At 70.1% G+C, this 12882-nt stretch carries 14 protein-coding genes; 2 read left to right on the top strand and 12 right to left on the bottom strand.

Annotation, left to right across the window (positions count from 1 at the left end; genetic code table 11):
- Positions 1–2: 2 nt before the first annotated feature.
- The 3 genes from kdpB to kdpF are packed head-to-tail and all read right to left on the bottom strand — an operon-like array spanning position 3 to position 3861.
- Complete coding sequence (gene kdpB / locus EWH70_RS07665) at positions 3–2060, bottom strand: potassium-transporting ATPase subunit KdpB (protein ID WP_130474555.1); 2058 nt, start codon at positions 2058–2060, stop codon at positions 3–5.
- Positions 2061–2098: 38 nt separating this feature from the next.
- Positions 2099–3763 carry a potassium-transporting ATPase subunit KdpA gene (kdpA, locus tag EWH70_RS07660; protein WP_130474554.1) on the bottom strand — a complete coding sequence of 555 codons (1665 nt, stop codon included), beginning with the start codon at positions 3761–3763 and terminating at the stop codon, positions 2099–2101.
- Positions 3763–3861, bottom strand: a complete 99-nt coding sequence (gene kdpF / locus EWH70_RS07655; RefSeq protein ID WP_130474553.1) for a K(+)-transporting ATPase subunit F — start codon at positions 3859–3861, stop codon at positions 3763–3765. Before kdpF ends, kdpA begins: the two co-directional genes overlap by 1 nt.
- A 311-nt stretch (positions 3862–4172) precedes the next feature.
- Here kdpF and asnB point away from each other — a divergent pair, with 311 nt between their 5' ends.
- Together asnB and EWH70_RS07645 are read left to right on the top strand one after the other, a co-directional pair.
- A complete protein-coding gene (gene asnB, locus EWH70_RS07650; protein WP_130474552.1) occupies positions 4173–5996 on the top strand; it encodes an asparagine synthase (glutamine-hydrolyzing) in 1824 nt (607 codons plus the stop codon).
- Positions 5997–6109: 113 nt separating this feature from the next.
- Positions 6110–6616, top strand: coding sequence for a YflT domain-containing protein (locus EWH70_RS07645; protein ID WP_130474551.1), 507 nt, complete (start codon positions 6110–6112; stop codon positions 6614–6616).
- Between the two features lie 51 nt (positions 6617–6667).
- Here EWH70_RS07645 and EWH70_RS07640 read toward each other — a convergent pair whose 3' ends face one another.
- The 9 genes from EWH70_RS07640 to EWH70_RS07600 form a co-directional block, all read right to left on the bottom strand.
- Positions 6668–7906 (bottom strand): DUF1700 domain-containing protein, encoded by a 1239-nt coding sequence (locus tag EWH70_RS07640; RefSeq protein ID WP_130474550.1) that lies wholly within the window; start codon positions 7904–7906, stop codon positions 6668–6670.
- Positions 7903–8226, bottom strand: a complete 324-nt coding sequence (locus tag EWH70_RS07635) for a PadR family transcriptional regulator (RefSeq protein WP_130474549.1) — start codon at positions 8224–8226, stop codon at positions 7903–7905. Before EWH70_RS07635 ends, EWH70_RS07640 begins: the two co-directional genes overlap by 4 nt.
- Before the next feature lie 117 nt (positions 8227–8343).
- Entirely contained in the window at positions 8344–9210 is an 867-nt protein-coding gene (gene mutM, locus EWH70_RS07630; RefSeq protein WP_130474548.1) for a bifunctional DNA-formamidopyrimidine glycosylase/DNA-(apurinic or apyrimidinic site) lyase, read from the bottom strand.
- A 4-nt stretch (positions 9211–9214) separates the two neighbouring features.
- On the bottom strand, positions 9215–9781 hold the full coding sequence (locus EWH70_RS07625; protein ID WP_165436194.1) for a DUF3558 family protein: 567 nt from the start codon (positions 9779–9781) through the stop codon (positions 9215–9217).
- A 14-nt stretch (positions 9782–9795) separates the two neighbouring features.
- The gene (gene rnc / locus EWH70_RS07620; protein ID WP_130474546.1) at positions 9796–10530 is read right to left on the bottom strand and encodes a ribonuclease III; all 735 of its coding nucleotides are present in this window, start codon (positions 10528–10530) and stop codon (positions 9796–9798) included.
- A gap of 14 nt (positions 10531–10544) precedes the next feature.
- Entirely contained in the window at positions 10545–10727 is a 183-nt protein-coding gene (gene rpmF, locus EWH70_RS07615; protein WP_130474545.1) for a 50S ribosomal protein L32, read from the bottom strand.
- A gap of 69 nt (positions 10728–10796) precedes the next feature.
- Positions 10797–11378, bottom strand: coding sequence for a YceD family protein (locus EWH70_RS07610; protein WP_130474544.1), 582 nt, complete (start codon positions 11376–11378; stop codon positions 10797–10799).
- 71 nt (positions 11379–11449) lie between these two features.
- Positions 11450–12178: a flotillin family protein gene (locus tag EWH70_RS07605; RefSeq protein WP_130474543.1), complete on the bottom strand. Its 729-nt coding sequence runs from the start codon at positions 12176–12178 to the stop codon at positions 11450–11452.
- Between the two features lie 113 nt (positions 12179–12291).
- On the bottom strand, positions 12292–12708 hold the full coding sequence (locus tag EWH70_RS07600; protein ID WP_130474542.1) for a guanyl-specific ribonuclease: 417 nt from the start codon (positions 12706–12708) through the stop codon (positions 12292–12294).
- Between the last annotated feature and the right edge of the window lie 174 nt (positions 12709–12882).

Genomic DNA, 12882 nt, shown 5'->3' with positions numbered 1-12882 from the left:
TTTCACCCGATCCCCGGAATGAGCCGGACGAGGAGGTCGATCAGCCAGATCCCGGCGAACGGGGTGACGATGCCACCCAGGCCGTAGATCAGCAGGTTGCGCCGCAGCAGCGCCGACGCGCTGGACGGCCGGTACCGCACGCCCCGCAGCGCCAGCGGGATCAGCGCGACGATGACCAGCGCGTTGAAGATCACCGCGGACAGGATGGCCGACTGCGGCGTGGCCAGCCCCATCACGTTCAGCCCGCCGAGCTGCGGGTAGATGGCCACGAACATCGCGGGCAGGATGGCGAAGTACTTGGCCAGGTCGTTGGCCACGCTGAACGTGGTCAGCGCGCCGCGGGTGATCAGCAGCTGCTTGCCGATCTCGACGATCTCGATCAGCTTGGTCGGGTTGGAGTCGAGGTCGACCATGTTGCCGGCCTCCTTGGCGGCCGACGTTCCGGTGTTCATCGCCACCCCGACGTCGGACGCGGCCAGCGCCGGGGCGTCGTTCGTCCCGTCGCCGGTCATCGCGACCAGCCTGCCGCCCTCCTGCTCCTTCTGGATCAGCGCCATCTTGTCCTCGGGCTTGGCCTCGGCGAGGTAGTCGTCGACGCCGGCGTCGGCGGCGATGGCCCGCGCGGTCAGCGGGTTGTCACCGGTGATCATCACCGTCCTGATGCCCATGGACCGCAGTTCCTCGAAGCGTTCCCGCATCCCCGGCTTGACCACGTCGGACAGCCGGATCACACCCCGCAGCACGGCTTTGCCGCCGGTGTACTCGGCCACCACCAGCGGGGTGCCGCCCTGTTCGCTGACCTCGTCGACGATCCGCTCGACCTCGTCGGGCACGTCGCCGCCACGCTCGCGCACCCACGTCCGCAGCGCGCTGGTGGCGCCCTTGCGGATCAGCCGCTCCCCGATGTCCATTCCGGACATCCGGGTCTGGGCGGTGAACGGCACGAACTCGGCGAGCCGCTCGTCCTCGGTGGCCTCCGCGGGCAGGCCGTGCTCGCGCTCGATCAGCTCGACGATGCTGCGCCCCTCGGGCGTGCCGTCGGCGAGGCTGGACAGCCGTGCGGCCCGCGCCAGCTGGTCCACAGTGGACCCGGCGACCGGGATCAGCTCGGTTGCCTTGCGGTTGCCGAAGGTGATCGTGCCGGTCTTGTCCAGCAGCAGCGTGGACACGTCACCGGCGGCCTCGACCGCGCGGCCCGAGGTGGCCAGGACGTTGCGCTGCACCAGCCGGTCCATGCCCGCGATGCCGATGGCCGACAGCAGCGCGCCGATGGTCGTCGGAATGAGGCAGACCAGCAGCGCCACCAGCACGATGACCGACTGCGTGCTGCCGGAGTAGCCCACCATCGGCTGCAGCGCCACGACGGCGAGCAGGAAGATGATCGTCAGCGTCGACAGCAGGATGGTCAGCGCGATCTCGTTCGGCGTCTTCTGCCGCGAGGCGCCCTCCACCAGTGCGATCATGCGGTCCACGAAGGACTCGCCGGGCTTGGTGGTGATCTTCACGACGATCCGGTCGGACAGCACGGTGGTGCCGCCGGTGACCGCGCACCGGTCGCCGCCGGACTCCCGGATGACCGGCGCGGACTCGCCGGTGATCGCCGACTCGTCGACGGTGGCGATGCCCTCGACGACGTCGCCGTCACCGGGGATCACCCCGCCGGCCTCGACCACCACGAGGTCGCCGATCCGCAGCTCGGCGCCGGGTACCCGCTCCTCGGAGCCGTCCGGCGTGAGCCGCCGCGCCATCGTCTCCTTCTTGGTGCGCCGCAGGGTTTCCGCCTGTGCCTTGCCCCTGCCCTCGGCGACGGCCTCGGCCAGGTTGGCGAACAACACGGTGAACCACAGCCACACCGCGATCAGGACGGTGAACACGCTCGGGTCGACGACGGCGAACACGGTCACCAGCACCGAGCCGACCCAGACCACGAACATGACCGGGTTGCCCAGCTGGTGGCGGGGGTTCAGCTTGCGCAGCGCGTCGGGCAGGGACGTCAGCAGCTGACGCGGGTTGAACACGCCCGCACCGACCCTGCCGGTGTTCTCGACGTGGTGCTCCATGTCCTCAACAGGACTTCGGGGTGGGGTCTGGGTGGTTGTCACGCGAGTGCCTCCGCGATGGGACCCAGCGCGAGCGCCGGGATGAACGTCAGTGCGGCGACCAGGACGACGGTCCCGGTCAGCAGCGAGCCGAACAGCGGCCCGGTGGTGGGCAGGGTGCCCGCGGTCTGCGGCACCTTCTTCTGCGCGGCAAGGGATCCGGCCAGGCAGAGCACGGCCAGGATCGGGACGAAGCGGCCGATCAGCATGGCCACGCCGAGCGAGGACTGGAACCAGTCGCTGGTCACGGTGAGCCCGCCGAACGCGCTGCCGTTGTTGTTGCCCGCCGAGGCGTAGGCGTAGAGCACCTCGGACAGCCCGTGCGGGCCGCTGTTGGTCAGTGCCGTGCTCAGCTCACCGGGCATCATCAGCGCGGCGCCCGCGCCGAGCAGCACGACGGTCGGCATGGCCAGCATGGACACCGCCGCGCAGGTCACCTCACGCCTGCCGAGCTTCTTGCCCAGGTACTCCGGCGTCCGGCCGACCATGAGCCCGGCCAGGAACATGGCGATAACCGCCATCACCAGGATGCCGTACAGGCCGGTGCCGACCCCGCCCGGCGACACCTCGCCGAACAGCATGTTCAGCAACGTCGTCCCGCCGCCGAGGCCGGTGAAGCTGTCGTGCATGGAGTTCACCGCGCCGGTGGACGTCCCGGTGGTGCTGGTCGCCCAGAGGCTGGACGCGCCGATGCCGAACCGCTGTTCCTTGCCCTCCAGGTTCGCCCCGGCCAGCAACGCGGCCGGCCCGTTCGGGTTGGCCTCGGCGACCCAGGAGATCGCCAGCATGGCGCCCCACAGCAGGCCCATCACCGACAGCAGGACGTAGCCCTGCCTGCGGTTGCCGACCATCGTGCCGAACGCCCTGGTCATCGAGACCGGGATGACCAGGATCAGGAAGATCTCGATCAGGTTGGTCCAGGAGTTCGGGTTCTCGAACGGGTGCGACGAGTTGGCGTTGAAGATGCCGCCGCCGTTGGTGCCCAGTTCCTTGATGGCCTCCTGGCTCGCCGCGGGCGCGAGCGCGAGGGTGTTCGGCGTGCCGTCCGGGCCGACGACGTCCACCCCGGAGGCCAGGCTCTGCACGACGCCGAGCGCGACCAGCACGATGGCGAAGACGAACGCCACCGGCAGCAGGATCCGTACGGTGCCGCGGGTCAGGTCCACCCAGAAGTTGCCGAGCCGGTCGGTACGGGACCGGATGAAGCCGCGGACCACCGCGATCGCCACCGCCATGCCGACCGCCCCGGACAGGAAGTTCTGCACGGTCAGGCCCAGCATCTGCACGCTGTGCCCGAGCACGGTCTCCGGGACGTAGGACTGCCAGTTGGTGTTGGTGACGAAGCTGACCGCGGTGTTGAACGCCGTCGCCGGGTTCACCGCGCCACGGCCGAAGTCGAACGGCAGCAGCGGCTGCAGGCGCTGCAGCAGGTACAGCAGCAGCACCGACACCAGCGAGAACGCCAGCACGCTCAGCGCGTAGATCCCCCAGCGCTGCTCGGAGGCCGGGTCGACGCGGAACAGCCGGTACAGCACCCGTTCGCCACGCAGGTGCTTGTCGCTGGTGTAGACGCGGGCGATGTAGTCGCCGAACGGCTTGTAGACCGCCGCGAGGGCAAGCAGAAGCAGGCCGACCTGGATCAGGCCGGCCGTCGTGTCGGTCATCAGAACTTCTCCGGCCGGATCAGGGCGACGAACAGGTAGACGAGCAGGCCCAGCGCCAGCACACCGCCGATGACGTTGGCCGTCACGGATGTGCTCACAGCTTCTCCAGACCGCGCAGCGTCAGCGCCAGCACCACGAAAACGCCGATCAGCAGGACGGCGTAGAGCAAGTCGGCCAATGTGCACCTCTCACGACGGGTCACCCGGTGTGGTGACCACAACCCGACGAAGCGTGCGCCCGTCACCCGAGGTGATCGACCCCCGTTGACGAGCCCTTGATGCCCCTGAGGTGGGCCGTTTACGGAGCTCTAACGGCCGGTGAAGCGCGCCACAGGCCGTGCACTGGCGCCCACTTGGTGTTACAAATGAGTTACATAGTTGTCATAGCTAAGCATTGGAGGGGACGTTCCATGTGTGGCATCACCGGCTGGGTGTCCTACGACTCCGACCTGCGGCAACGCCGTGACATCGTGAACGCGATGACCGACACCATGGCCTGCCGTGGTCCGGACGACGCGGGTACGCAGGTCGAGGCGCACGCGGCACTCGGACACCGTCGACTGGCGATCATCGACCTGCCCGGCGGCAAGCAGCCCATGACCGAGCAGACCGCGTCCGGACCGGTCACGCTCGTCTACAGCGGCGAGACCTACAACTTCACCGAGCTGAGGGACGAACTGGCCGGGCTGGGCCACCGGTTCCGCACCGACAGCGACACCGAGGTCGTCCTGCGCGGCTACCTGCAGTGGGGCGAGGGCCTGCCCGAGCACCTCAACGGCATGTACGCGTTCGCCGTCTGGGACGGCCGCGAGGACAGGCTGGTGCTGGTCCGCGACCGGATGGGCATCAAGCCGCTGTACTTCGAGCCGACCGCCGACGGCGTGCTGTTCGGTTCCGAGCCCAAGGCCATCCTGGCCAACCCGCTCGCCAAGCGGGCCGTCGACGCCGACGGCCTGCGTGAGCTGATGGCGTTCACCAAGGCCCCGGGCTGGTCGTTGTGGCAGAACATGTCCGAGGTCGAGCCGGGCACCGTCGTCACGGTGGACCGGCGCGGCATCCGCACCCGCGCCTACTGGACGCTGCGGGCCGCCGAGCACACCGACGACCAGGACACCACCGTCGGCAACGTGCGCGAGCTGCTGACCGACATCGTGCGCCGTCAGCTCGTCGCCGACGTGCCGCGGTGCGTGCTGCTGTCCGGCGGCCTGGACTCCAGCGCGATCACCGGCCTGGCCGCGGCCGAACTGGCCCGCGAGAAGGAGCAGCTGCGGACGTTCTCGGTCGACTTCGTCGGGCAGGAGGAACACTTCAAGCCGGACGATCTGCGGTCCACTCCGGACTCCCCGTACATCAGGGACGTCGCCAAGCTCGTCGACTCCGCGCACCAGGACGTCGTGCTGGACCCGGCCGCGCTGAGCGACCCGGCCGTGCGCGCGGCGGTGATCACCGCGCGGGACATGCCCGGCATGGGCGAGATGGACAACTCGCTGTACCTGCTGTTCAAGGCGATCCGGGCGGAGTCGACGGTGGCGCTGTCCGGCGAGTCGGCCGACGAGGTGTTCGGCGGCTACGCCTGGTTCCACGACGACGCGGCCACCACGTCGGGCACCTTCCCCTGGCTGGCCCGCTACGCCGGGCTCGACCGGACCTCGATGCTGAGCACGGACGTCCGGGCGACCCTGGACCTGCCCGGCTACATCGGCGACCAGTACGCCACCGCCGTCGCGGCCGTGGACCACCTGGACGGCGAGTCCGAGCGGGAACACCGCATGCGCACGGTCTGCCACCTGCACCTGACCCGGTTCGTCCGGCAGCTGCTCGACCGCAAGGACCGCGCGTCGATGGCTGTCGGCCTTGAGGTGCGGGTGCCGTTCTGCGACCACCGGCTCGTCGAGTACGTCTACAACACCCCGTGGGCGCTGAAGACGTTCGACGGCAGGGAGAAGAGCCTGCTGCGGCACGCGGCCAAGCACGTGCTGCCGGAGTCGGTGACCAACCGGCTGAAGAGCCCGTATCCGTCCACTCAGGACCCCGGCTACGCCGCGGCGCTACAGCGGCAGATCGGCGACATCCGGCGCGACGACCCGGTGTTCGACCTGGTGGACCGGACCTGGCTGGACGAAGCCCTGCGGACCGACCCGGCCGCCATGGAGAGCACCACCAGGGCGGGCCTGGACCGCGTGCTGGACCTGCACACCTGGCTGGACCTGTACAGGCCGAGCCTGCTGCTGTAGCCCTGGGGTGTTACCCAGGACACGGTGTGGCTGAGAAGTGTCTGTGAAACCGCGTGAGCGGGCATTCCCGGAGCGGGGCCGACGTTGGACAGGGTGAAGGAGAGGTGAGGACAATGACCGCGGCTTTCTCGCAGGCGACCTTGACCAGGGGTACCGCGGCGCCACAGCTGCCGACCCCGCCGACCGGCTGGCCCATCGGCTCGTACGAGTCCTACGAGGGTGCCCAGCGGGCCGTCGAGTACCTGGCCGGCCAGAAGTTCCCCGTTGAGGACGTCACGATCGTGGGCGTCGAGCCCATGCTCGTGGAGCGCATCTCGGGCAGGCTGACCTGGGGCAAGGTACTGACGAGCGGTGCGATGTCCGGCGCGTGGTTCGGTTTGTTCGTCGGTCTGCTGCTCAGCCTGTTCACCCCGGGTGCCGGCTTCGCGCCGATCCTGATCGGCCTGGCGTCCGGTATCGGCTTCGGGCTCGTGTTCGCCGCCATCGGTTACGCGGCCACCAGGGGCAGGCGCGACTTCGTCTCGCACAGCCAGCTCGTGGCCCGGCGCTACGACGTGCTCTCCCTGCCCCGCAACGCCGAGCGCGGGCGCGACCTGCTGGCCCGGCTGGCCGTCGGCTGATGGCACGCGCCGAGTGGGCCCCGACCCCCACTCGGCGCGTACCGGGCGCTCCTACTTCGTAGGAGTGGGCGGGGGCGGCGGGCTCGACGGTGCCGACGGTGCCGACGGGGGCGGCGGAGGCGGCGGAGGCGCGGGCACCGAGACCACCGGCGGCGCCGGGATGGCCGCGGTGAACGGGACCCCGGTGATCTCCCGGCAGTCGGGCCGGTAGGCGTTGTAGCCGTTGTAGTTGCCGTTGTCGTCGTAGGCGCCGGTCTCGATCCGCGGGCGCGGGAACCGGTTGTCCTCGCCAAGCTTCCGCCTGCTCTCCGTGCCGGGCTCGCAGCCGTAACGCGGCATGAGAATCGGCTTACCGTCCTCTGTGTACAGATAGAAGTCGGTGATCGGCTTGCCCTGCGCGTCGAAGGCGTAGACGTTGTCCAGGTAATTGCCGTTGTAGAGGAGATCCTGCTGGCCGTTGTTGTACGCCTGCCCCGGGTAGGACGAGTACCCGCCGCTGTAGCCCATCCGGTCCTTGACCGCGTCGATGGCGTGCGCGACCAGTCCGAACGTGCTGCCGAACACGAACGCCGACACCGGCAGGCTCAGCCACAGCCACTTGCGTTCCCCGGCCGACTTCGGGCCGAGCCAGACGACGGCCGCACCGGCCAGCGCCAGCAGGACGAGCGCGGCGAGCCCTTCGGAACGCCGGACGAACAGCATCAGGCCGACCACCAGCAGTACCGCCGCGCAGAGCAGCCACCAGGCGGGGCGCAGTGAGAGCAGGTAGTCCAGCACCCGGCGGGTCCCGGCGGAGGCACCGGTCAGCTTGCCGTGCAGCCAGCGCACCTCCGGCAGGTCCCTGATCCGCTCGTCGTGCTTGGCGGCGTAGAGACCACCGGCCACCAGCACCGGAACGACGAGCAGCAGCACCGCCAGCACGGCGAACGCCGGCTCGAGCGCCACCCCGAAGCCCAGCAGCACCAGGACGACCAGTGCCGCGATCATGCTCCACACCGCGAAACGCGCCGCGACGGGCGACGGCTTGGCCTGGCCGGCCGGCATCTCCGGCGGTTCGAGCGGCGGGTAGCCGCCCGCCGCCCGCAGCTCGGCCGCGTAGCTCTCCGGCGAGCCCAGCCGTTCGGTCAGGGTCTCGACCCTGGCCGCGTCGCCCAGTTCGGCGCCGATCTCGTTGAGCTGTGGCCGCACGTCCTCGAGGATCTCGTCCACCTCGGCGTCCGGCAGGTCGGCCAGTGCGGTACGCACCCTGGCCAGATAGACCCGCACGGCGGCGGGAGTCTGCGTGGTCATGCTGCCTCTCCCAACAGGCTTTCCATGGTCTTCGCGAAGCTCTGCCAGATCCGGCCGGACTCCGCGAGTCGCTCACGCCCTGAGGCGTTCAAGCTGTAGTACTTCCGGTGTGGCCCTTCCTCGCTGGGCACGACGTACGAGGTCAGCATTCCCGCCTTGTACAGCCGTCGCAGGGTGCCGTACACCGACGCGTCACCCACCTCGTCCAGTCCCGCCTGTCTGAGCCGGCGCAGCACGTCGTAGCCGTAGCCGTCGTGATCGCGCAGCACCGCCAGTACGGCGAGATCCAGCACGCCCTTCAGCAGTTGACTGATCTCCACCGGCCCTCCAGTTGTTCGCTGAGAACACTAGCACGCATTGCGCAGTAGTGTGTGTAGCGGTGCGCCGTTCGGTGGCCGGGAACTGTCAACTCGCAGGTGAGAACGTACGACTCGCGGTCAGGAACGTACGACTCGCGCGCGGCGCTGGCAGCGCGGGCAGGAGAAACTGGAGCGGTTCATGAACGGGTCGCGGCGGATCGGGGTGCCGCAGCGCGGGCAGGGCCTGCCCTCCTGGCCGTAGGCGGACAGGCTGCGGTCGAAGTAGCCGGACTGGCCGTTCACGTTGACGTAGAGCGCGTCGAAACTCGTGCCGCCCGCGGCCAGCGCCTCCGCCATCACCTCGGTCGCCGCCCGCAGCAGCTCCGTGCCCTGCTTCGCGGTCAGCCGGTCGGTGGGCCGCGCCCAGTGCAGCCGGGCCCGCCACAACGCCTCGTCCGCGTAGATGTTGCCGACGCCGGAGACCAGCGTCTGGTCCAGCAGGGCCCGCTTGACCTCGGTCCGCCGCGCCCGCAACGCACGCACGGCCAGCACCGGGTCGAACGCGGGATCCATCGGATCGCGGGCGATGTGCGCGATGGTGTCCGGCAGCGCGACGCCGTCGACCTCCACCAGGTCGGCCAGCGCCAGTCCGCCGAACGTGCGCTGGTCGACGAAACGCAGCTGGGGCCCGCCGTCGTCGAACCGCATGCGCACCCGCAGGTGCTTCTCGTCGGCGGCGTCGTCCGGCTGCACCAGCATCTGGCCGCTCATGCCCAGGTGCGCGAGCACCGCGTCACCGCCGGACAGTTCCAGCCACAGGTACTTGCCCCGGCGCCGCGCGGCACCGATCGTCTGGCCGGCCAGCCGCGCGGTGAAGTCGCCGGCTCCGGCGACGTGCCTGCGCACGGCCCTCGGGTGCAGGACCTCGGCCGCGGTGATCGTCCTGCCGACCACATGCCGTTCCAGTCCCAGCCGGACGACCTCGACCTCGGGCAGCTCTGGCATCCCGTCACCCCAGCTTCGCGGCGACCAGCGGCGCGGCCTGCTCGGCCAGCGCACACGCCTGCGCGGAATCGTCGGGGGACCCGTTGACCCTGCCCCCGACCTCGATCGAACCGGACCCGTTCTCCACGAACACCGAGCACGCCTTCGCGCCCTGCACCTGCTTCAGCGCGCGACGCGTTCCGACGGTCAGCTCCGTGGGTTCGGCGTCCTCCCCGTCGGCCTTCACCGAGCCGAGCCCGCTCTGCAGGACGTCGATCGACAGCGACTTCACCGGCACACCGGTGTTCTCCCAGCCGCAGCGGTCGTCCCGGGCGCCCGGCCGGGGATTCGCCGTCAGCGCCAGCCTGCCGAGGTCGTCGGCGGTCAGCAGCTCACACGCCTTGACCGCCTTGGCGGGCGTGCTCCTCGGGTGACCGGAAGGGGGCGGCGACGGCGGCTGGCGGTTCTCACCGCGCTGCTGTGGGGACGCCGGGCCGGGGGCGGGCACGGCCTCACCCGGCTCACTGCTCGAACACCCGGCGAGCACGCCGAGCACCACCGCACCACCTACCAGCAGGACCCGTGCCGCCACGGCCGTCACCCCAGTCAGTCGTCGGTCTTGCCCTGCTCCTCGGACAGCGCGCGGTAGGCCGTCTCGGCGGCCTTCTGCTCGGCTTCCTTCTTGGTCGTTCCCTCGCCGTAGCCGAGCGAACGGCCGCCTACCAGCACCGTGGCCTTGAACTCCTTGCGGTGGTCCGGCCCGGTGTCCTCGACCCGGTACTCCGGCACACCCAGCCCGGAGGACGCGGTGAGTTCCTGCAGGCTGGTCTTCCAGTCCAGTCCGGCGCCCCGCAGCGGCGCCTCGGCAAGCAGGCCGTCGAACAGCCGGTGCACCAGGGCCCGCGCGGTGTCGATGCCGTGCTCGAAGTAGGCGGCGCCGATGACGGCCTCCAGGCCGTCGGCGAGGATGCTCGCCTTGTCCCGGCCGCCGGTCATCTCCTCGCCCTTGCCCAGCAGCAGGTGGGCACCGAGGCCGCCCTCGCCGAGGCCACGGGCGACGCCTGCCAGCGCGTGCATGTTCACCACGCTGGCGCGGAGCTTCGCGAGCTGCCCCTCGGGCAGTTCGGGGTGCGTGCGGTAGAGGTGGTCGGTGACCACCAGCCCGAGCACGGCGTCACCGAGGAACTCGAGCCGCTCGTTCGGCGCGAGACCGCCGTTCTCGTAGGCGAAGGAACGGTGTCGCAACGCCAGAGTGAGCAGCTCGGGATCCAGGGTGACGCCGAGCGCCTCGAGCAGCGGCGCGGGATCAGCAGGTGGTCCGGTCGGCGACTTGCCCCCCATCGGCTTCAGCTGCCTCAGGCTGGCTCGACGACCTGACGCCCGTCGTACTGACCGCACGTCGGGCAAGCCACGTGCTGCGGCTTGGGCTGCTTGCAGGCACGGTTCGAGCAGGGCACGAGCTGCACCGGAGCGGCTTTCCACTGGGCGCGGCGCGAGCGCGTGTTGGACCGCGACATCTTGCGCTTGGGGACGGCCACGTCTAGTTCTCCTCATCACGATCTGCCCGCGTGCGGGCATGCTTCACGGGTCGAGCTTGTGCTCGTCGGCTACTTGTCCGGAGACTCGCCGGAAGGGCGGTCGTCGCCGAGGCGATCGGCCAACGCTGCCCACCGAGGGTCTATGGTCTCATGCCCGTGTCCGGGCTCGAGATCGACCCACTTGCGACCGCACTCGGGACACAGCCCCGGGCAGTCCTCGCGGCACAGCGGTACCAGCGGCAGGGCCAGCACCACCGCGTCACGCACCAGCGGCTCCAGGTCGATCCGGTCGTCGACCAGCCTGCTGACCTCGTCCTCGTCGGTGGTCGCCTCCGTGGTGGAGTTCGGGTAGGCGAACAGCTCGGTGAGGTCGACCTCCACCTCGTCGGTGAGCGGGTCGAGGCACCGCGCACAGGTGCCAGCCAGCGGCGCGACCGCCGTGCCGGTCACCAGCACACCCTCGACCACCGACTCCAGCAGCAGGTCCAGCTCGACCGTGGCACCGGCGGGCACGACGATCACGTCGGGGACACCGAGTTCGGCGTCCACCGTCGCCTCCCGGCGGACAGCACGGGACAGGCCGGCACGGCGCCCCAGTTCACGGGTGTCGACCACCCAGGGACCACGCGGGTCCGTCTTGTTCTCAGGCATCTCTACTTCACGTGAAAGGGTCGACGTTCTCTGCGTGCCGTACGGCGCGCAACCTCACAAGACTACGCGGGTCAGGCCTGGTAGTCGTACAGCGGGGTACGGCCACCGCCGCCCAGCGGCGCGCTCGGCGCACGCAGGTGGTTGCGGCCCGAGTCGACCGTGCGCAGCGTCGTCGAGAGCAGCTCGGAGAACTCGGCGAGCTTGCCGTCGACGTAGGCGTCGCAGTCGGCACGCTGACGGTCGGCCTCGTTGTGTGCCTCGTCGACGATGCGGGCCGCCTCGGCGTGCGCGGCCTGTACCACCTCGGTCTGCGCGACCAGCCTGGCCTGCTCGGCACGGCCCTCGTCGATGGCCCGGTCGTAGGCGTCGCGGCCTGCCTGGATCATCCGCTCGGACTCGGCCCGGGACCGCTCGGTGAGGTTCTGGTACTCGGCCTGCCCGGCAGCCACCGTGCGGTCGGCCTCGTCGCGGGCGTCGGCGACCATCTGCTCCGCGCGTGCCCGCGCGTCCGCGACCAGGCGCTCGGCCTCGGCGTTCGCGTCGGCGAGCGTGCGCTCGGCGTCGGAGTTGGCGGTGCTGACGGTGGTCTCGGCCTCCTGGCGGGCCGTCGAGATCAGCTCGTCGCGCTTGTCCAGGACATCCTGCGCGTCGTCGACCTCGGCAGGTAGCGCGTCCCGCACGTCGTCGAGCAGCTCCAGCACGTCACCGCGCGGCACCACGCAACTGGAGGTCATCGGTACGCCGCGAGCCTCTTCCACGATGGTGACGAGCTCGTCGAGCGCTTCGAACACGCGGTACACGGCTACTCCCTCAACACCTGATCCCTCGTCTGCCTCCTCCAGTCTGCCCGCTTCCGGCGGGATTGGCTCGCAGGTCAGGCCCCGGGCGTGGCGCCCGGGGCCCGGGGTGCCGCTCAGAAGGTGATCAGCACGAAGCTGCGGTAGTGGTCGCGGGTGTAGAAGAACTCGTTGCCCTTGCCCTTGACGATCCGGCGGGCGCCGCGGTCCGGGCTGCCGGGGGTCTTGACGGTGTACTCGCGGTAGTAGCCGCTGGCGCACAGCGGCAGCAGCCGCTCCCGGTTCTGGAACACGGTGTCGTCCTGCGGGTACGGGTACGGGCCGCCCTTGCGGATGAGGTTGTAGGTGTCGGTGGCCTGGCTGGGCAGTTGCGACAGCGGCGTCTTGCGGAAGCCGGAGGTGTCGCCGCAGTCGGCCTGGACCCCGGCGGGGCCGGCGGGCTCGGCTGCCGACACGCCTGCTCCGAAGCCGCCCAGCAGCGCGACGACGAACGCGACGAGAATCGCGGTGATGCGGGAACGGTAGTTGGTCATTTTCGGACCGTAACCCGATCCAGTGATCAACGGGGGACGTGCGGATGAACTACCGACGAGCGGACGCCACCGATCGGGCTACACCTCGCCCAACGGCTCAAAGCACGTGAAGGCCACCTTCACCACGTGAGACGTAATGAAGGTGGCCTTCACGTGCTTGGACGGTCAGGCGCG

Origin of the sequence: Amycolatopsis suaedae (assembly GCF_004214935.1) — a bacterium.
Lineage (GTDB): Bacteria > Actinomycetota > Actinomycetes > Mycobacteriales > Pseudonocardiaceae > Amycolatopsis > Amycolatopsis suaedae.
The sequence above is the reverse complement of the archived record's forward strand: the minus strand, read 5'-3'. Positions and strand labels throughout refer to the sequence as shown.

Excerpts from the sequence above, each read along its gene's own strand:
- EWH70_RS07645 (WP_130474551.1), top strand. The coding sequence starts at position 6,110 with ATGACCGCGGCTTTCTCGCAGGCGACCTTGACCAGGGGTACCGCGGCG.
- EWH70_RS07600 (WP_130474542.1), bottom strand. The coding sequence starts at position 12,708 with ATGACCAACTACCGTTCCCGCATCACCGCGATTCTCGTCGCGTTCGTC.
- EWH70_RS07640 (WP_130474550.1), bottom strand. The coding sequence starts at position 7,906 with ATGACCACGCAGACTCCCGCCGCCGTGCGGGTCTATCTGGCCAGGGTG.
- kdpA (WP_130474554.1), bottom strand. The coding sequence starts at position 3,763 with ATGACCGACACGACGGCCGGCCTGATCCAGGTCGGCCTGCTTCTGCTT.
- asnB (WP_130474552.1), top strand. The coding sequence starts at position 4,173 with ATGTGTGGCATCACCGGCTGGGTGTCCTACGACTCCGACCTGCGGCAA.
- EWH70_RS07610 (WP_130474544.1), bottom strand. The coding sequence starts at position 11,378 with ATGCCTGAGAACAAGACGGACCCGCGTGGTCCCTGGGTGGTCGACACC.
- kdpB (WP_130474555.1), bottom strand. The coding sequence starts at position 2,060 with ATGGAGCACCACGTCGAGAACACCGGCAGGGTCGGTGCGGGCGTGTTC.
- mutM (WP_130474548.1), bottom strand. The coding sequence starts at position 9,210 with ATGCCAGAGCTGCCCGAGGTCGAGGTCGTCCGGCTGGGACTGGAACGG.
- rnc (WP_130474546.1), bottom strand. The coding sequence starts at position 10,530 with ATGGGGGGCAAGTCGCCGACCGGACCACCTGCTGATCCCGCGCCGCTG.